At 71.7% G+C, this 16,714-nt stretch carries 17 protein-coding genes; 12 read left to right on the top strand and 5 right to left on the bottom strand.

Annotated elements, in window-relative coordinates; translation table 11 throughout:
* The first annotated feature begins 30 nt into the window (after positions 1 to 30).
* Together IEY71_RS18100 and IEY71_RS18095 are read left to right on the top strand one after the other, a co-directional pair.
* On the top strand, positions 31 to 1,356 hold the full coding sequence (locus tag IEY71_RS18100) for a M20/M25/M40 family metallo-hydrolase (RefSeq protein ID WP_189086787.1): 1,326 nt from the start codon (positions 31 to 33) through the stop codon (positions 1,354 to 1,356).
* Positions 1,357 to 1,426: 70 nt separating this feature from the next.
* Positions 1,427 to 2,245: an undecaprenyl-diphosphate phosphatase gene (locus IEY71_RS18095; RefSeq protein WP_229781860.1), complete on the top strand. Its 819-nt coding sequence runs from the start codon at positions 1,427 to 1,429 to the stop codon at positions 2,243 to 2,245.
* An 11-nt stretch (positions 2,246 to 2,256) separates the two neighbouring features.
* On the opposite strand, the gene IEY71_RS18090 is transcribed toward IEY71_RS18095, so the two are convergent.
* Entirely contained in the window at positions 2,257 to 3,168 is a 912-nt protein-coding gene (locus tag IEY71_RS18090; protein ID WP_189086786.1) for a PAC2 family protein, read from the bottom strand.
* Between the two features lie 77 nt (positions 3,169 to 3,245).
* On the opposite strand from IEY71_RS18090, the gene IEY71_RS18085 reads away from it, so the two are divergent.
* The 9 genes from IEY71_RS18085 to lnt all read left to right on the top strand — a co-directional run bounded on the left by IEY71_RS18085 (position 3,246) and on the right by lnt (position 13,171).
* Positions 3,246 to 3,953, top strand: a complete 708-nt coding sequence (locus IEY71_RS18085; RefSeq protein ID WP_229781859.1) for an HAD family hydrolase — start codon at positions 3,246 to 3,248, stop codon at positions 3,951 to 3,953.
* Positions 3,950 to 4,960, top strand: a complete 1,011-nt coding sequence (locus IEY71_RS18080; protein ID WP_189086785.1) for a tRNA (adenine-N1)-methyltransferase — start codon at positions 3,950 to 3,952, stop codon at positions 4,958 to 4,960. Before IEY71_RS18085 ends, IEY71_RS18080 begins: the two co-directional genes overlap by 4 nt.
* A 61-nt stretch (positions 4,961 to 5,021) precedes the next feature.
* Positions 5,022 to 5,996, top strand: a complete 975-nt coding sequence (locus IEY71_RS18075; RefSeq protein WP_189086784.1) for an FKBP-type peptidyl-prolyl cis-trans isomerase — start codon at positions 5,022 to 5,024, stop codon at positions 5,994 to 5,996.
* A gap of 49 nt (positions 5,997 to 6,045) precedes the next feature.
* Positions 6,046 to 7,062, top strand: coding sequence for a helix-turn-helix transcriptional regulator (locus tag IEY71_RS18070; protein WP_229781858.1), 1,017 nt, complete (start codon positions 6,046 to 6,048; stop codon positions 7,060 to 7,062).
* The gene (locus tag IEY71_RS18065; protein WP_189086782.1) at positions 7,062 to 8,072 is read left to right on the top strand and encodes a helix-turn-helix transcriptional regulator; all 1,011 of its coding nucleotides are present in this window, start codon (positions 7,062 to 7,064) and stop codon (positions 8,070 to 8,072) included. The genes IEY71_RS18070 and IEY71_RS18065 overlap by 1 nt, the downstream gene beginning before the upstream one ends.
* A 39-nt stretch (positions 8,073 to 8,111) precedes the next feature.
* Positions 8,112 to 8,342: a twin-arginine translocase TatA/TatE family subunit gene (gene tatA / locus IEY71_RS18060; protein ID WP_189086781.1), complete on the top strand. Its 231-nt coding sequence runs from the start codon at positions 8,112 to 8,114 to the stop codon at positions 8,340 to 8,342.
* Positions 8,343 to 8,393: 51 nt separating this feature from the next.
* Entirely contained in the window at positions 8,394 to 9,146 is a 753-nt protein-coding gene (gene tatC, locus IEY71_RS18055) for a twin-arginine translocase subunit TatC (RefSeq protein ID WP_189086813.1), read from the top strand.
* Positions 9,147 to 9,155: 9 nt separating this feature from the next.
* Positions 9,156 to 11,588, top strand: coding sequence for a DEAD/DEAH box helicase (locus IEY71_RS18050; RefSeq protein ID WP_189086780.1), 2,433 nt, complete (start codon positions 9,156 to 9,158; stop codon positions 11,586 to 11,588).
* Between the two features lie 59 nt (positions 11,589 to 11,647).
* Positions 11,648 to 13,171 (top strand): apolipoprotein N-acyltransferase, encoded by a 1,524-nt coding sequence (gene lnt, locus IEY71_RS18045; RefSeq protein ID WP_229781857.1) that lies wholly within the window; start codon positions 11,648 to 11,650, stop codon positions 13,169 to 13,171.
* Between the two features lie 69 nt (positions 13,172 to 13,240).
* Here lnt and IEY71_RS18040 read toward each other — a convergent pair whose 3' ends face one another.
* The 4 genes from IEY71_RS18040 to IEY71_RS18025 form a co-directional block, all read right to left on the bottom strand.
* On the bottom strand, positions 13,241 to 13,606 hold the full coding sequence (locus IEY71_RS18040; protein ID WP_189086779.1) for an RNA polymerase-binding protein RbpA: 366 nt from the start codon (positions 13,604 to 13,606) through the stop codon (positions 13,241 to 13,243).
* Positions 13,607 to 13,691: 85 nt separating this feature from the next.
* The gene (locus IEY71_RS18035) at positions 13,692 to 14,456 is read right to left on the bottom strand and encodes a glycerophosphodiester phosphodiesterase family protein (protein ID WP_189086778.1); all 765 of its coding nucleotides are present in this window, start codon (positions 14,454 to 14,456) and stop codon (positions 13,692 to 13,694) included.
* Positions 14,453 to 15,376 (bottom strand): SPFH domain-containing protein, encoded by a 924-nt coding sequence (locus IEY71_RS18030; protein ID WP_189086777.1) that lies wholly within the window; start codon positions 15,374 to 15,376, stop codon positions 14,453 to 14,455. Before IEY71_RS18030 ends, IEY71_RS18035 begins: the two co-directional genes overlap by 4 nt.
* On the bottom strand, positions 15,373 to 15,846 hold the full coding sequence (locus IEY71_RS18025) for an NfeD family protein (RefSeq protein ID WP_229781856.1): 474 nt from the start codon (positions 15,844 to 15,846) through the stop codon (positions 15,373 to 15,375). The genes IEY71_RS18030 and IEY71_RS18025 overlap by 4 nt, the downstream gene beginning before the upstream one ends.
* A 120-nt stretch (positions 15,847 to 15,966) precedes the next feature.
* On the opposite strand from IEY71_RS18025, the gene IEY71_RS18020 reads away from it, so the two are divergent.
* On the top strand, positions 15,967 to 16,714 hold a 748-nt coding region (locus IEY71_RS18020; RefSeq protein ID WP_189086776.1), incomplete at its 3' end, for an SDR family oxidoreductase.

Here is a 16,714-nt window from a genome sequence, read left to right as displayed (position 1 = left end):
GAACGAGGCGGGCACGGTAGCGTGGAGCGCATGGCCGAGGCAGCGACGACCCCCGCGATCACCGACGAGCTCGACGAGACGGCGAGCATCGCGCAGGAGCTGATCCGCTTCGACACCACGAACTACGGCGAAGGCCGGGCGAACGGCGAACGCGAGGCCGCCGAGTACGTCGAGGCCAAGCTCTCCGCCCTCGGCCTCGCGCCGCAGCTGTTCGAGTCGGCCCCGCGCCGGGCGAGCGTCGTCGCGCGCGTGCCGGGCCGCGATCCCGAGAAGCCGGCGCTCGTGCTGCACGGCCACCTCGACGTGGTCCCCGCCGACCCTCGCAACTGGAGCGTCGACCCCTTCGCGGGCGAGGTGCGCGACGGCATGCTCTGGGGCCGCGGCGCGGTGGACATGAAGGACATGGACGCCATGATGCTCACCGCGCTCGGCGACATCCTGCGCAGCGGCCGCCAGCCGGAGCGCGAGCTCGTCGTCGCGTTCTTCGCCGACGAGGAGGCCGGCGGCGACTACGGCGCGCACTGGCTCGTCGAGCACCACCCCGAGCTCTTCGCCGGCGCCACCGAGGCCATCAGCGAGGTCGGCGGCTACTCCATCACCGTCGGCGGCACCCGGGCCTACCTCCTGCAGACGGGGGAGAAGTCCCTGCTCTGGGTGCGGCTCGTCGCCACCGGCACCGCCGCGCACGGCTCCCGCCTCATCCATGACAACGCCGTCACGAAGCTCGCCGAGGCGGTCGCACGGATCGGTCGCGCCGAGTGGCCGCTGCGCCTCACCGGCACCACCACGGAGCTCCTCGCCGCCGTCGCCGGCGTGCTCGGCGTCGACCCCCAGCAGGTCTCGCCCGACGAGCTCGCCCTCGCCACCGGCTCCGCCTCGGGCTTCATCACCGCGACGCTCCGCACGACGAGCAACCCGACCCTGCTCGAGGCCGGCTACAAGCACAACGTCATCCCCGACCGGGCCGAGGCGCTCGTCGACATCCGCACCCTCCCGGGCGAGGAGGATGAGGTGCTCGCCGCGATCCGCGAGCTCGCCGGCGAGGGCGTCGAGGTCGAGATCGTGCACCGCGACGTCGGCCTCGAGGCCTCCACGACCGGCCCGCTCGTCGACGCGGTCGCCGGGGCGATCGGCCGGCACGACCCGGGCGCCCCCGTGTTCCCGTACCTGCTCTCGGGCGGCACCGACAACAAGGCGCTCTCCAGGCTCGGCATCGCCGGCTACGGCTTCGCCCCGCTCCGCCTCCCGGAGGGCATCGACTTCCCGGCGATGTTCCACGGCGTCGACGAGCGCGTGCCGCTCGACGCGCTCTCCTTCGGGCACCGCGTGCTCCGCGACCTGCTGCTCGAATACTGAGCCCGCCCACGGAGGGGGCTTACGATCGTCTCCGTCGCCGCACGCCATCGACCGAACGGACACACGACACGTGATCGAAGCCCTCATCCTCGGGTTCGTCCAGGGACTGACCGAGTTCCTCCCCATCTCCTCGAGCGCGCACCTGCGCATCCTCGGGGAGCTCCTGCCGGGCGCGCAGGACCCGGGCGCGGCGTTCACCGCCATCACTCAGATCGGCACCGAGGCGGCGGTCGTCGTGTTCTTCTGGCGCGACATCGTGCGGATCATCTCGCACTGGTTCGGCTCGTTCACCGGCCGGGTGCCGCGGAACGATCCCGATGCCCGGATGGGCTGGCTCATCATCGTCGGCTCGATCCCGATCGTGGCGCTCGGCGTCCTCTTCCAGGACGAGATCGAGACGACCTTCCGCTCGCTCTGGATCGTCGCGACGATGCTCATCGTCTTCGGCATCATCCTCGGGCTCGCCGACTGGGCGGGACGCAAGACCCGCACGCTCCGGGAGCTGAACGTGCCGCACGGCATCCTGTTCGGCTTCGCGCAGGCGCTCGCGCTCATCCCCGGCGTCTCGCGCTCGGGCGGCACGATCTCGATGGGGCTCTTCCTCGGCTACGAGCGCGCCGCCGCCGCGCGCTACGCGTTCCTCCTGGCGATCCCCGCCGTCTTCGGCTCGGGCTTCTACCAGCTCTTCAAGAGCATCGGCGAACCGAGCGTCTACGGGCTCGTCGAGACGGGCGCGGCGACGCTCGTCGCCTTCGTCGTGGGGCTGCTCGTCATCGCGTTCTTCATGAACTACATCTCGAAGCGCAGCTTCCTGCCCTTCGTGATCTACCGGATCCTGCTCGGCGGACTGCTCCTCGTGCTGCTCGGCACGGGCGTGCTGAGCGCCTGAGCCGCCCGGGCTCAGCTCTCCCGGGGCCGCCAGGGCTCGTCGCCGGCCGGGCCGTCGCCGCGGCGGCGCAGGTACCGCTCGAACTCCTTGGCGATCGCCTCGCCGCTCGCCTCGGGGGCGTCGACCGCGTCGCGGGCCTCCTCGAGCTGGGCGATGTACGCGGCCATCTCGTCGTCCTCCGCGGCGAGGGCGTCGACGCCGGCCTCCCAGGCCTTCGACTCGATCTCGAGCGAGCCGCGGGGGATCGAGAGCCCCGTCAGCTCCTCGAGCTTGCCGAGCAGGGCCAGGACCGCCTTCGGCGAGGGCGCGTTGTGCACGTAGTGCGGCACCGAGGCCCACAGCGAGACGGTCGGGATGCCGGCACGCTCGGCCTGGTCGGCGATGACGCTGAGGATGCCCACGGGCCCCTCGTAGCTCGAACGCTCGACGCCGAGCGCGGTGCGCACCTCGGGGTTCTCGCTCGAGGCGAAGACCGCGAGCGGCCGGGTGTGCGGGGCGTCGGCGAGCATGGCGCCGAGCAGCACGATGCCGTCGATGTCCGCTGCGAGAGCGGCGTCGACGAGCTCGGCGGTGAACGCCTTCCAGCTGCGTGCCGGCTCGGCGCCGAGCAGCACGTGCAGCCCCTCCGCGCCGGGTCCGGTCAGCTGCTCGTCCGCCTCGTCGAGCTCCGGCTCGCCGCCGGGGCCGAGGATGGCCGCGCCCGGCCACTCGATCCGCCGCACGCCGTCGTCGCCGGAGACGATCGACGGGCGGGAGAACTGGAAGTCGAAGTACAGCTCGGGGTCGACCGCGGCGATCTCGACGAGCCCGAGCCGACGGACGAGCAGCTTCGCCGCGCCGGTCGCCGCCTCGCCCGCGTCGTTCCACCCCTCGAAGGCCACGACGAGGAGTCGTCCGCCGTCGAATCCGACCGGATGGTCCACTGGCGTCGCCCCGCTTCCTGCGCCCGGACGATCCGGGTTCGGTTCCACAATAGGCGGTGCCCGTAGACTTGCCCGTTGTGACCACTCGCCTTCCCGCCGCCGTCCTCTGGGACATGGACGGCACGCTCGTCGACACCGAACCGTACTGGATCCGCGCCGAGGCCGAGCTCGTCCGCTCGTACGGCGGCGTCTGGACCGAGGAGGACGGGCTGCAGCTCGTCGGATCCGGCCTCTGGGACTCCGCCGCCGTCTTCCAGCGGGCGGGCGTCGAGCTCTCCGCCGACGAGATCGTGCACCACCTCACCGGCCGCGTGCGCGAGCAGATCGTCGCCGAGGGCGCGCCCTGGCGGCCCGGCGCGCGCGAGCTCCTGCGGGACATCCGCGAGGCGGGCGTGCCGACCGGCCTCGTCACGATGTCGCTGCGCGCGATGGCGGAGGACATCGTCGCCGCCACCGGCTTCGAGGCGTTCGACGTGCTCGTCGCCGGCGACATGGTCGACCACCCGAAGCCGCACCCGGAGCCCTACCTGCGCGCCGCCGAGCGGCTCGGCGTCGACATCACCGCCTGCATCGCGCTCGAGGACTCGCCGCCCGGGGTCGCCTCCGCGGCCGCCTCCGGAGCGTTCGCCCTCGGCATCCCGCACATCGCCTCGCTGGACGGCAGCGACGCGCACCTGCTGTGGCCGACGCTCGAGGGCCGCACGAGCGCCCAGCTGTTCGCGGCCGCCGGCGCCCACCTCGCCGCGCGGCCCTTCGCCGACGAGCCCGAGGAGGCCAGCGCGTGAACGAGAGCCGCGGCGAGCGGAGCGGGCCTTTCCGGGTCGGCGACCGCGTCCAGCTCACCGGCCCGAAGGGCCGCATGCACACCATCACCCTGGAGCCCGGCAAGGTCTTCCACTCGCACAAGGGCGGCATCGCCCACGACGCCGTGATCGGGCTGCCCGACGGCTCGGTCGTCGCGAACGAGGTCGGCGTCGAGTACCTGGCGCTCCGGCCGCTGCTCAGCGACTTCGTGATGTCGATGCCGCGCGGCGCGGCGATCGTCTACCCGAAGGACGCGGCCCAGATCCTCGCCCAGGCCGATGTGTTCCCCGGCGCCACCGTCGTCGAGGCCGGCGTCGGCTCCGGCGCGCTCTCGCTGTGGCTGCTGCGGGCGATCGGCCCGGAGGGCCGCCTGCACTCCTTCGAACGGCGCGAGGAGTTCGCCGAGGTCGCCCGCGGCAACGTCGCGACCTTCCACGGCCGCGACCCGGAGAACTGGTCGATCACCCTCGGCGACCTCGCCGTCGCGCTGCCGGAGACCGTCGCCGACGGCTCGGTCGACCGCGTCGTGCTCGACATGCTCGCGCCCTGGGAGTGCATCGGCGCCGTATCCCGCGCCCTGAAGCCCGGCGGGGTCGTGCTCTGCTACGTCGCGACGGTCACCCAGCTCTCCCGGGTCGCCGAGGCCATCCGCGCGACGGGGGAGTACACCGACCCCGACGCGAACGAGACCATGGTGCGCGGCTGGCACGTGCAGGGCCTCGCGGTCCGCCCGGACCACCGCATGATCGCGCACACCGGCTTCCTCATCACCGCCCGCCGGCTCGCGCCGGACACCGTGCTGCCCGAGCTCAAGCGCCGCCCCTCGAAGACGGAGTTCAGCGACGAGGACGTCGAGGCGTGGACGCCCGGCGCCCTCGGCGAGCGCACGGTCAGCGACAAGGCGCTGCGCAAGCGCGTCCGCGCCGCCGACACCGCGGCCGGGCACGCCCGCGCCCCCATCGACGAGGCCCCCGGCGATGCCGGGTAGGCTTTCAACGCTCACCGCCGCCCAGGCGGCTTCCGTGACCGCATCCCAGAATCGAGGATCCGTGCGCTCGTCTCTCGCGCTCATCGCCGCCCTCGGCGTCGCCGTCGCCCTCTCCGCCTGCTCGACCGGCCCTGCGCCGGAGGCCGCCCCCGGCGCCTCCAGCGAGGCGGTCACCGTGACGGGCGACTTCGGCTCGGAGCCCAAGGTGGAGTTCCCCACGCCGCTCACCCCGGGCGAGACCCAGTGCGAGGTGCTGCAGGAGGGCGAAGGCGAGCCCATCGCCGAGGGCCAGCTCGTCGAGGTGGCGTACGTCGCGTACGACGGCGGCACCGGCGAGAAGCTCGGCGGCGGCGGTTTCGGCGACTCGGGGGGCCAGCTCCTCGTCCGCGGCGGCTCGGACTCGATCCCCGCCATGGACAAGGGACTGAGCTGCGCCAGCGAGGGGTCGCGGGTCGTGTTCGTCGCGGCCGACTACGACGCGAGCGGTGCCGGCGAGCCGACGCCGGGAGCCGATCCGAAGAACGGAGTGGTGTTCGTCCTCGACGTGCTCCGCGCCTTCCCGACGAAGGCCGAGGGCGCGCCGCAGCTCACCCGCGACGGCTTCCCCGCGGTCGTGCTTGCACCCGACGGCCGCCCCGGCATCACCGTGCCGAAGGCCGACCCGCCCGCCGACGCCACGGACACCACCGCGGTCGAGACGCTGAAGGGCGGCAACGGCCCGGTCGTGAAGGACGGCGACACCGTCGTCGTGCAGTTCACCGCGGTGAACTGGGACGACAACCAGGTCATCTCCCAGCTCTCCACCTGGGAGCAGGGCGCCCCCGCCCGCGTCGGCGCGACGAGCGACGCGAAGACCGCGATGCAGATGGGGCTGCCGGTCGGCCTGACCACGGCGCTCATCGGCCAGCAGGTGGGCTCGCAGCTCGGCCTCATCATCCCGGCCGGAGAGGCCTACGGCGAGCAGGGCGCCGGCAACGGGGTCATCGCCCCGAACGCCACCCTGTTCTTCGTCGTCGACATCCTGGGCGTCCTCTGATTCCCGCACGGCGGCGACCGGCCTCGGCCGGTTCAGTATGATCGCTGCTGTGGCGGAGAAGTCTCGGGGAACGCCCCGCATCCAGGTCGAGGACCGCCTCTTCAGCCTCGTGCTCGCGCTGCTCGCGACCGAGACCGGGCTGCTGAAGTCGGAGATCCTCTCGACCGTGCGCGGCTACGCCGAGCGCTACGACCCCTCGGGCGCGAACGCGAGCCTCGAGCGCCAGTTCGAGCGCGACAAGGACGAGGTGCGCGAGCTCGGCATCCCGCTCGAGACGATCGAGTCGCCCGACCGCCCCGGCGACAACCAGTCCCTTCGCTACCGCATCCCCAAGGGACGCTACGACCTGCCCGACGAGGTCACGTTCACCCCCGACGAGCTCGCCCTGCTCGGCCTCGCGGCCGAGGTGTGGCGCGAGGCATCCCTGTCCTCCGACTCGCAGCGCGCGCTCACGAAGCTCCGCGCCCTCGGCATCGAGCCCCGCGAGCCGGTCATCGGCTACGCGCCGCGCCTGCGCGTGCGCGACGCCGCCTTCGAGCCGCTGCGCCAGGCCCTCGACCGCCGGCAAGCGGTGTCCTTCCGCTACTTCAAGCCCGGCGAACCCGCTCCGCGCCTCCGCCGCGTCGAGCCGTACGCCGTCGTGCTGCACGAGGGCCGCTGGCATCTGCACGGCCGCGACCACGACGCCGACGGCCTGCGCACCTACCTGCTCTCCCGCATCGTCGGGCCGGTGGAGGTGCTGCCCGGGGTCTCCTTCGAGGCGCCGCCCGCCGATGTGCAGGACCGCATCCTCGGCGAGCTCGAGGCGCTCCGCCTGCAGAACACGGCCGATCTGGCCGTCACCGCGGGCAGCGACGCCGAGGTCCGCCTCGGCAAGCGGGCCGTACTCCGCGACGACGACCGCGGCGTGATCAGCCTGCACTACACCGACGCGGCCGTCTTCGCCGACGAGCTCGCCGCCTACGGCCCGGAGGTGCGCGTGATCTCGCCGGCCGAGCTCCGCGACGCGGTGCGGGCGCGCCTCGCGATCGTCGTGGCGGCGCACGACGAGGGAGGGCTCGACTGATGGCCGCACGCAAGCCGTTGCGCGCCTCCGACAAGCTCGTCTTCCTGCTCGCCTTCGTGCCGTACCTGCTCGAACGGCGGGTGGTCGACGTCTCCGAGGCGGCGGAGTACTTCGGGCTGGGCGAGGGCGAGATCCGGGACGCGGTCCGGCTGATCGCGACCTCGGGCCTGCCCGGCGAGACGGGCACCTACCAGCCGAACGACCTCTTCGACATCGACTGGGACTCCTTCGAGGACGACGACGTCATCGTCATCGTGCACCACGTGGCGATCGACGACGCCCCGCGACTGTCGGCGCGCGAGGCGAGCGCCCTCATCGCGGGCCTCCAGTACCTCTCCGCATCGCCGGAGAACGCCGGCAGCGCGAGGCTCGCCGCCCTGCTCGAGAAGCTCCGGCTCGGCACCACCGGCGCCCCCACCCAGCTCGCGGTGGCCGAGCTGGAGGCGGACGCCTCGCTCGCGCGCATCCGGGAGGCGGTCGCCGCGGGACGCCAGCTCGAGTTCGACTACCGCAACGCGCTGGGGGAGCAGGCCCGGCGTCGCGTCGACCCGCTGCGCATCGCCTCCCTCGGTGCGGACTGGTACCTCCAGGCCTACGACCACGGCCGGGAGGACATGCGCAACTTCCGCGTCGACCGGATGACCGGACTGCTCGTGAGCGAGCTGCCGATCGCCGACCACAGCGGACGCGAAGTGCCCGACACGCTCTTCCACGGCTCCGACACCGACCTCGACGTCGTGGTCGACGTGGCCGAGGAGACCCTGCCCCTCCTCGCCGACTACCTGGCCGACTCCAGCAGCGAGCCGGCGGGCGACCGGCTGCGGGTGACGCTGCGCGTCGCGCACTACCACGGCCTCAAGCGGCTCATCGCCGGGCTGCCGGGGCTCGTCACGGTCGTCGCCCCCGCCGAGGCCAGGGCGGCGGTCGCGGAGTGGGCGCGCGCGGGCCTCGCCGGCTACGAGACGCCGGACGTCCCGACCGGCGGCTCGGGCATTGGTCCGACCGGCTAGACTGTTCACCACGAGTTTCCGAACATTGGACGAGCCCCCATGTTTCAAGGTTTCACCGGTTGGCACGCGCTGATCATCCTTGTGGTCATCCTGCTGCTGTTCGGCGCGCCCAAGCTGCCGGCCCTCGCACGCAGCCTCGGCCAGTCGATGAAGATCCTGAAGAGCGAAGTCCGTTCCGACCAGTCCGGCGACGACGCCGCCGACGGCACGGCCAAGTCGAGCGAGGAGCAGCCCAAGGCCGGCAGCACGGACCCCGGCAAGAACGCCTGACCTCCCGTGACCGCGGTGAGAGAGCGCGGTGAGAAGAACCGCGAGAAGCGGATGTCGCTCGGAGCGCATCTGATCGAGCTGCGCAAGCGGCTCTTCATCTCCGCCATCGCGATCGTCGTCGGCGCCGTCGGCGGCTGGGTCCTCACCGACCTGTTCGTGTGGGACGCGATCCAGGAGCCGGTGCACCGGGTCGCCGAGGCGACCGGCAAGCAGGCCGAGATCGTCTTCCCGACGATCGGCAGCGCCTTCGACCTGCGCCTGCAGATCGCCTTCACGATCGGCATCGTGATCTCGAGCCCGGTGTGGCTGTACCAGATCTTCGCGTTCCTCGTCCCCGGGCTGAACACCCGGGAGCGCAAGTTCACGCTCGCGTTCTTCGCCTCCGCGATCCCGCTCTTCCTGCTCGGCTGCGCGGCCGGATGGTTCGTGCTGCCGAACATCGTCAAGGTGATGACGAGCTTCGTCCCCGACACCTCGCCGGCCTGGCTGACCGCGAAGGAGTACGTCGACTTCGTGCTGAAGCTCGTGCTCGCCATCGGCGTCGCCTTCGTCGTGCCCGTCTTCATCGTGCTGCTGAACTACGCGGGCGTCTTCAGCGCTGCGGCCATCCTCAAGGCCTGGCGCGTCGCCATCCTCGTCATCATCCTGTTCACGGCGATCGCGACCCCCTCGGCCGACGTCGTCTCGATGTTCCTGCTCGCGATCCCGATGATCCTGCTGTACTTCGTCGCCTGGTTCCTCTCGTTCCTGCACGATCGCCGTGTCGCGAAGCGGAATGCCGCCGAGTTCGGAGCGGCTGTCTAGGCTGGACGGGTGACGACCTCCTCTCCGTCGGAGCGGTACGCCCTCTCGCGGCAGCAACGCAGGCAGCCGCGGGTCGCGGAGTTCCAGGCGACCATCCGATTCGACCTCGACCCCTTCCAGCGGGCCGCGTGCAGCGCCCTCGACGAGGGGCGGAGCGTGCTCGTCGCCGCCCCGACGGGCGCCGGCAAGACGATCGTCGCGGAGTTCGCGGTGTTCCTCGCCATGCAGGAGCCCGGGACCAAGGTCTTCTACACGACCCCGATCAAGGCGCTGTCGAATCAGAAGTACCAGGAGCTCGTCGACGCCTGGGGCGCCGAGCAGGTGGGGCTGCTCACGGGCGACACGAACGTCAACTCGAGCGCGCGCATCGTCGTCATGACGACCGAGGTGCTGCGCAACATGCTCTACGCCGACTCGCCGCTCCTCGACCGCCTCGCGTACGTCGTCATGGACGAGGTGCACTACCTCGCCGACCGCTTCCGCGGCGCGGTCTGGGAGGAGGTCATCATCCATCTGCCCGAGGCCGTCCGCCTCGTCTCCCTGAGCGCGACCGTGTCGAACGCGGAGGAGTTCGGCGACTGGCTCCAGGCCGTGCGCGGCGACACCGACGTCATCGTCTCCGAGGAGCGGCCGGTGCCGCTCGAGCAGCACGTGCTCGTGCGCCAGAAGCTGCTCGACCTGTTCGACTCGTCCGGCCAAGCGGCGACGCACCGGGTGAACCCCGAGCTCAAGCAGCTCGCGCGCGCGAGCAGCCGCTCCCTCGGCGGTCGTTCGCAGCGCGGGCGGCGGGGGAGCGACCGGGGCGGCTACCATCGCGGGCAGCAGGGGAGCGGGCGGATGGACCGCCCGGAGCTCGTCGCCATGCTGCAGCAGAAGCACCTGCTGCCGGCGATCGTCTTCATCTTCTCGCGCGCCGGTTGCGACCAGGCCGTCCGGCAGCTGCTGCGCAGCGGCCTGCGGCTCACCGAGGCGCACGAACGCGATGAGATCCGCAAAATCGTCGAGGCGCGCGTGCGCACCTTCCGCGACGAGGACCTCGCGGTGCTCGGCTATTGGGAGTGGCTCGAAGGGCTGCAGCGCGGCGTCGCGGCGCACCACGCGGGCATGCTCCCGGCGTTCAAGGAGATCGTCGAGGAGCTCTTCCAGCAGAAGCTGCTCAAGGTCGTGTTCGCCACCGAGACGCTCGCGCTGGGCGTGAACATGCCGGCGCGCTCGGTCGTGCTCGAGAAGCTCGAGAAGTTCAACGGCGAGGCGCGGGTGCCGATCACGCCGGGGGAGTACACGCAGCTCACCGGGCGCGCGGGCCGCCGCGGCATCGACGTCGAGGGGCACTCGGTCATCCAGTGGGTGGAGGGGCTCGACCCCGAGGCGGTCGCCGCGCTCGCTTCGCGCCGCAGCTACCCGATGAACTCGAGCTTCAAGCCGACGTACAACATGGCCGTGAACCTGATCGACCAGTTCGGGCGGGAGCGCACCCGGCAAATCCTCGAGCTCTCCTTCGCCCAGTTCCAGGCCGACCGCGCGGTCGTCGACCTCGCTCGGACGCTCCGCAAGCAGGAGGAGTCGCTCTCCGGCTTCGAACAGGCCATGCGCTGCCACCTCGGCGACTTCGGCGAGTACGCGGGCATCCGGCGGAACATCGCCGAACTCGAACGCAAGCAGGCCAAGGGCAATCCCACGAACGCCCAGCGCGAGCGGATGCAGCGGGAGATCGCCGGCCTGCGCAAGGCGCTCCGCGCCCACCCCTGCCACGGCTGCGCCGAACGGGAGGCGCACGCGCGCTGGGCCGAGCGCTGGTGGCGGCTCCGCAAGGAGCACGACCAGCTGCAGTCCCAGATCCGCACCCGCACCGGCCAGGTCGCGAAACGCTTCGACCGGGTGACCGAGGTGCTCGAACGGCTCGGCTACCTCGAACGGGACCGCCACGGCGCCCTCGTCTCCACGCCGGACGGACGCATCCTCAAGCGCATCTACGGCGAACGCGACCTGCTGGTCGCCGAGTCGCTGCGCCGGGGGCTCTGGACCGAGCTCGACGCGCCCGGGCTCGCCGCCATGGCCGCGGCGCTCGTCTACGAGCCGCGCCGCGACGATCGCGGGGTCGAGTACCGGCTTCCGCGCGGCGGATTCCGGGAGGCCTTCGACCGCACGACCGACGTCTGGTCGGAACTCGACGACCTCGAGCGCGACCACCGCCTCAGCGGCCCCGAGCAGCCGTCTCCCGCGCTCGCGCAGGCGATGCACGCGTGGGCGCGCGGCGTGCCGCTGGGCGTCGTCCTGGAGGACATCGAACTCGCCGCCGGCGACTTCGTGCGCCTGACGAAGCAGGTCATCGACCTCCTCGACCAGATCTCGATCGTCGCAGACTCCGAGCTCGCCATCCGTGCTCGGGACGCGATCGACGGAGTGCGTCGCGGCGTCGTGATCGACACGGTCGTCGCGTGAGCGACGCGACGATCGCGAGCGCGGCCGACCCACAGCTTCCAGCGCCTAGGATTTCCCCCGTGCCAGAACGCCCTCGCCCGCTGCTGCCCTGGTGGGCGGCGCTCCCCGTCGCCGTCGGTGCCGCCTTCGTCTACGACCTGGGCTTCCCCGGCGCGAGCATCTGGCCGCTCGCCTTCGTCGGCATCGCGCTCGCGCTCCTGACGCTGATCGGGCGCAGCATCGGCGGAGCCCTGCTCATGGGCTACGTCTTCGGCGCCATCTTCTACCTCGTCGACGTCTCCTGGACGGGACGCTACCTCGGTCCGATCCCGTGGCTCGCGCTCTCGCTCTTCGAGGCGGTCTTCGTCGCGGTCGGCGCGCTCGCGATCGCGCTGGCGTACCGGTGGATGCCACGTGCCGCCCCGGGACGCTTCGGTCGGCTCGTCGCCCTGCCCGCGCTCGTCGCCGGCCTCTGGGTGCTCCGCGAGAACGTGGTGGGCTCGGTGCCGTACGGGGGATTCCCGTGGGCGAGGGCGGCGCTCAGCCAGTCCGAGAGCCCCTTCGCCCAGCTCGTCTCCTGGGTCGGCTCCTCGGGCCTCGGCTTCGTGATGGTCTTCCTCGTGGCGGCCATCATCGAATGGCTCCGCGCCCGCTCCTGGAACGACTGGCGCGGTGCGCTGCCCGTCGCCGCCACGCTCGTCGTCGCGCTCCTCCTGCCGGCCTGGCCCACTGCACCGAACGGCGAGCTCCGCGTCGCGAGTGCACAGGGAAACGGCCCGGCCGGGTACTTCGACGAGCGCGAGCCCGGTGAGGTCTTCCGCAGCCAGCTCGACGCGAGCGAACCGCTGTTCGACGCCGAAGACGTCGACGTGCTGCTCTGGCCCGAGGGCTCGGTCGACCTCGATCCGCTGGGGGATCCGAGCGCCGCGGCCGCGCTCGACCGGATCGCGGAGCGGGTCGACGCCCCGTTCATCATGAACGCCGTCAGCTACCGCGACGAGAAGTTCTACAACACCTCGATGCTCTGGCGCGCCGGCGAGGGAGCGACCGCCCTCTACGACAAGCGGAACCCCGTGCCGTTCGGCGAGTACATCCCCGATCGCGACTTCTACATGCTCTTCGCGCCGGACCTCATCTCCCTGGTGCAGCGCGGCTACTCGGCGGGCACGAATCCGCCGGTGTTCGACCTCGACGGCACCCTGGCCGGCCTCGCCATCTGCTTCGACGTCATCTACGACAACCTCATCTGGGAGGGCGCCCGCGACGGCGCCGAGGTCTACCTGCTGCAGACGAACAACGCCGACTTCCGCGGCACCGACGAGAACCTGCAGCAGCTCGCGATCGCGCGGCTCCGGGCGATCGAGACCGGGCGCTCCGTCGTGAACCTCTCGACCGTGGGCACGAGCCAGGTGATGGATCCCGCGGGTCGCACGATCGACGGCCTGAAGGCCGATGTGCCCGGCGCGATGCTGACCGACGTGGAGCTCCGCACCGGCCTCACTCCGGCGGTCTTCCTCGGGCCGTGGGTGCCCGGCGCGATCGGCGTGCTCTCGTTCGCGGGGCTCATCGCCGCGGGCATCGCGGCCCGTCGTCGACGGAGTTGAGCGGCCAGTCCGTCCGAGAAACGACGAACGCCCCGCTGTTGCGGGGCGTTTCGTCGTGTCGGAAGGTGCTCAGGCGCCGATCTTCTGCTGGCCGCGACGGGCGCGCAGGTAGTTGAGGCGCTCGGCGAGCAGCTCTTCGAGCTCGGGGATCGTGCGGCGCTCGAGCAGCATGTCCCAGTGGGTGCGCGCGGCCTTCTCGCCGGAGCGGTCGACCTCGACGGGCTTGGAGTCGACGAGCAGCGTCGCCTCCGCACCGCAGAAGCGGCACTCCCACACTTCGGGGAGCTCGGCCTCGGTGGAGAAGACCATGACGGTCTCGCGCTCGCACGTCGCGCAGCGGTAGGTGTACTCGGCGCGGTCGGCGAACACCACGCCGTCTTCACTCTGCAGGCTCTGCGAACCGATTCGCATGCCTCGAAGGCTCCGGTCGGCCATGGTGGGCTCCTCTCGATCGCTTACAGTTCTAAACGATCAAGCTGGGCGTTCCCTTGCCAGCGGCCGTGGAATTGTCGGGGAATTCTCAGTGTTGCGCGATCAGCTCGAGCGCGATGTCCGCCCGATCGGTCACGAGACCGTCGACGCCGAGGGCGAGCAGCCGGCGCATGTCGATCGGATCGTTCACCGTCCACACGTGGGTCTCCACGCCGAGCTCGTGCAGCGCCCGGAGGAAGCGCGGCGTGACCAGCCGGATGCCGTTCGCCCGCTCGGGGATCTGCAGCGCCCGCGCGCCCCGCAGTGCGCGGCGGAGGAGCGCCCGGTTGCCGCTCAGCGCCGCGGAGCGGGCCGCCAGGACGCCGCTGCCGCCCGCGGACGTCGCGACCCCGGGGATCGCCGTGGCGAGGCGCAGCCGGCGGCGCTCGGAGAAGCTCGTGAGCAGCACGCGGTCAGCGGAGCGAGTGCGCAGCACCGCCTCGATCGTGGGCGCCACCGCCCCCTCGGTCTTCACGTCGATGTTGAACCGGGTCTCGCCGAAGCCGTCGAGCGCCTCGGCCAGGCTCGCGAATCCCTGTCCCTCGCCGAGCTCGACGCGCCGGAGCTCGGGCATCGTGAGCTGGTCGACGCGGACCGGACGGTCGGCGACCCGCTCGAGGCTCGGGTCGTGCGCGATGACCGCGACGCCGTCGTGCGAGACGTGCACATCGGTCTCGACGTGGGTGACGCCGATCGCGACGGCCTTCGCGAAGGCGAGCAGGGTGTTCTCGGGAGCCTCGAGGGCGAGCCCCCGGTGCGCCAGTACGCGCGGGGGCTCGCCCTCGAAGTACGCCGTCGTGACGTCGTCGCTCACTGCGGAGGCTGGCCCTCCGTACGGGCGCCGGGCGCGCCGCCGGGGGTGAACGCCTTGCCGATGCCCTTCAGGGCCTCGGTGAGCTCGCTCGGCACGATCCAGAGCTTGTTGGCCTGGCCCTGCGCGAGCTGGGGGAGCGTCTGCAGGTACTGGTAGGCGAGCAGCTTCGGATCGGCGTCGCCCTCGTGGATGGCGCGGAAGACCGTCTGGATGGCTTCGGCCTCGCCCTGCGCGCGCAGCACGGCGGCCTTGGCGTCGCCCTCCGCGCGGAGGATCTCGGCCTGGCGGAGGCCCTCCGCCTCGAGGATGGCGGACTGCTTGGTGCCCTCGGCGGTGAGGATCGCGGCACGGCGGTCGCGCTCGGCGCGCATCTGCTTCTCCATCGAGTCCTGGATGGACACGGGCGGGTCGATCGCCTTCAGCTCGACGCGCGAGACGCGGATGCCCCACTTGCCGGTGGCCTCGTCGAGGACGATGCGGAGCTGCCCGTTGATGTTGTCGCGGCTGGTGAGCGCCTCCTCGAGGTTCAGCCCGCCGACCACGTTGCGGAGCGTGGTGGTCGTCAGCTGCTCGACGGCGCCGAGGTAGTTCGCGATCTCGTAGGTGGCCGCGCGCGCGTCGGTCACCTGGAAGTAGACGACCGTGTCGATCGAGACGACGAGGTTGTCCTCGGTGATCACGGGCTGCGGCGGGAACGAGACCACCTGCTCGCGCATGTCGACGAGCGGCCGCAGCCGATCGATGAACGGCACGAGCACGTTCAGCCCGGGCGTGAGCGTCTTGTGGTAGCGGCCGAGGCGCTCGACGACGCCGGAGTAGGCCTGGGGGATGATCCGGATCGAGCGGGCGAGGATCACGATCACGAAGATCGCGATCGCCACCACGACGACCGTCAGGATGATGGTGGGGACGTCGATCACGACGCGGCGCTCCTCTCTACCGGCACGACGACGGCCGTCGCACCGTCGATGCCGGTGACGAGGACCTTCTCGCCGACCGCGACATCGCGCTGTTCGGTGATGGGGGAGAGCCTGGCGGTCCAGGTCTCCCCGTTCTGCAGGCGGACCTGGCCGCCGGCCTGGGTGAGCGTGCTGACGACGGCGCCGTCTGCGCCGATCAGGGCGTCGATGTTGCTCCTGGCCGGATCGCCGCCGCGTCGCAGCCTCCGCAGGAGCGGCGGGCGGAGGGTGAAGATGAGCACGACGGCGACGATGGCGGCGACGAGGAACTGCGCCCACCAGGGGATGCCGAAGGCGCCCGAGACGAGTCCGGCGACGCTGCCGAGCGCGAGCATCAGGAAGGTCATCTCGAGCGTGAAGACCTCGATCGTCGCGAACGCGAGGATCAGCACGATCCACGCGATCCAGGCGTACTCGGTCAGTACATCCACTTTCCTTCTCCTTCGAACGCCCCACTCGAAACTAGCAGCCCGACCTCGGCATACGGGGATTGATATCCTCGGGTTCGGCGTCCGTTCGGGCGCCCGAACCGACCCCCGAGGAGTCCGCCAGTGACCAGCCCGCTCGCCCCCGCAACGCTCGACGGCAAGGTCGCGCTCGTGACCGGTTCGTCCCGGGGCATCGGCGCCGACACGGTGCGGTATCTCGCCGCCGCCGGCGCCTCGGTCGTCGTGAACTACCGCAGCAAGGCCCCGCGCGCCGAGAAGGTCGTCGCCGAGATCACCGAGGCCGGCGGCCGCGCCATCGCGGTCGGCGCCGACCTCACCGACGCGGCCTCCGTCACCGCGATGTTCGAGCGCACCGTCGCCGAGCTCGGCCGCGTCGACCTGCTCGTGCTGAACGCCTCCGGCGGCATGGAGTCCGGCATGGGCGAGGACTACGCCATGCGGCTGAACCGCGACGCGCAGCTCAACGTCGTCGAGCAGGCCATGCCGTTCCTCGCCGAGGGCGCGCGGATCGTCTTCGTGACGAGCCACCAGGCCCACTTCATCCGCACCACGCCGACGATGCCCGAGTACGAGCCGGTGGCGCTGTCGAAGCGCGCCGGAGAGGACGCGCTCCGCGCGAAGCTCCCCGAGTTCGACGCGGCGGGCATCGAGTTCGTGGTCGTCTCGGGCGACATGATCGAGGGCACCATCACCGCCACCCTGCTCGAGCGTGCGAACCCCGGCGCCATCGCCGCCCGCCGCGAGGACGCCGGCCGCCTCTACAACGTGTCCGAGTTCGCAGCCGAGGTCGCGCAGGCCGCCGTGGACCCCATCCCGGCCGAGCACACGCGCCTCGTCGGCGACGTCTCGG

Origin of the sequence: Agromyces mediolanus, from assembly GCF_014648575.1 — a bacterium.
In the GTDB taxonomy this organism is placed as follows: Bacteria; Actinomycetota; Actinomycetes; order Actinomycetales; family Microbacteriaceae; genus Agromyces; species Agromyces mediolanus.
This window is presented reverse-complemented; position numbering and strand designations above follow the sequence as displayed.

Coding starts and splice junctions, on each gene's coding strand:
- IEY71_RS18100 (WP_189086787.1), top strand. CDS start 31: ATGGCCGAGGCAGCGACGACCCCCGCGATCACCGACGAGCTCGACGAG.
- IEY71_RS18040 (WP_189086779.1), bottom strand. CDS start 13,606: ATGGCCGACCGGAGCCTTCGAGGCATGCGAATCGGTTCGCAGAGCCTG.
- tatC (WP_189086813.1), top strand. CDS start 8,394: ATGTCGCTCGGAGCGCATCTGATCGAGCTGCGCAAGCGGCTCTTCATC.
- IEY71_RS18065 (WP_189086782.1), top strand. CDS start 7,062: ATGGCCGCACGCAAGCCGTTGCGCGCCTCCGACAAGCTCGTCTTCCTG.
- tatA (WP_189086781.1), top strand. CDS start 8,112: ATGTTTCAAGGTTTCACCGGTTGGCACGCGCTGATCATCCTTGTGGTC.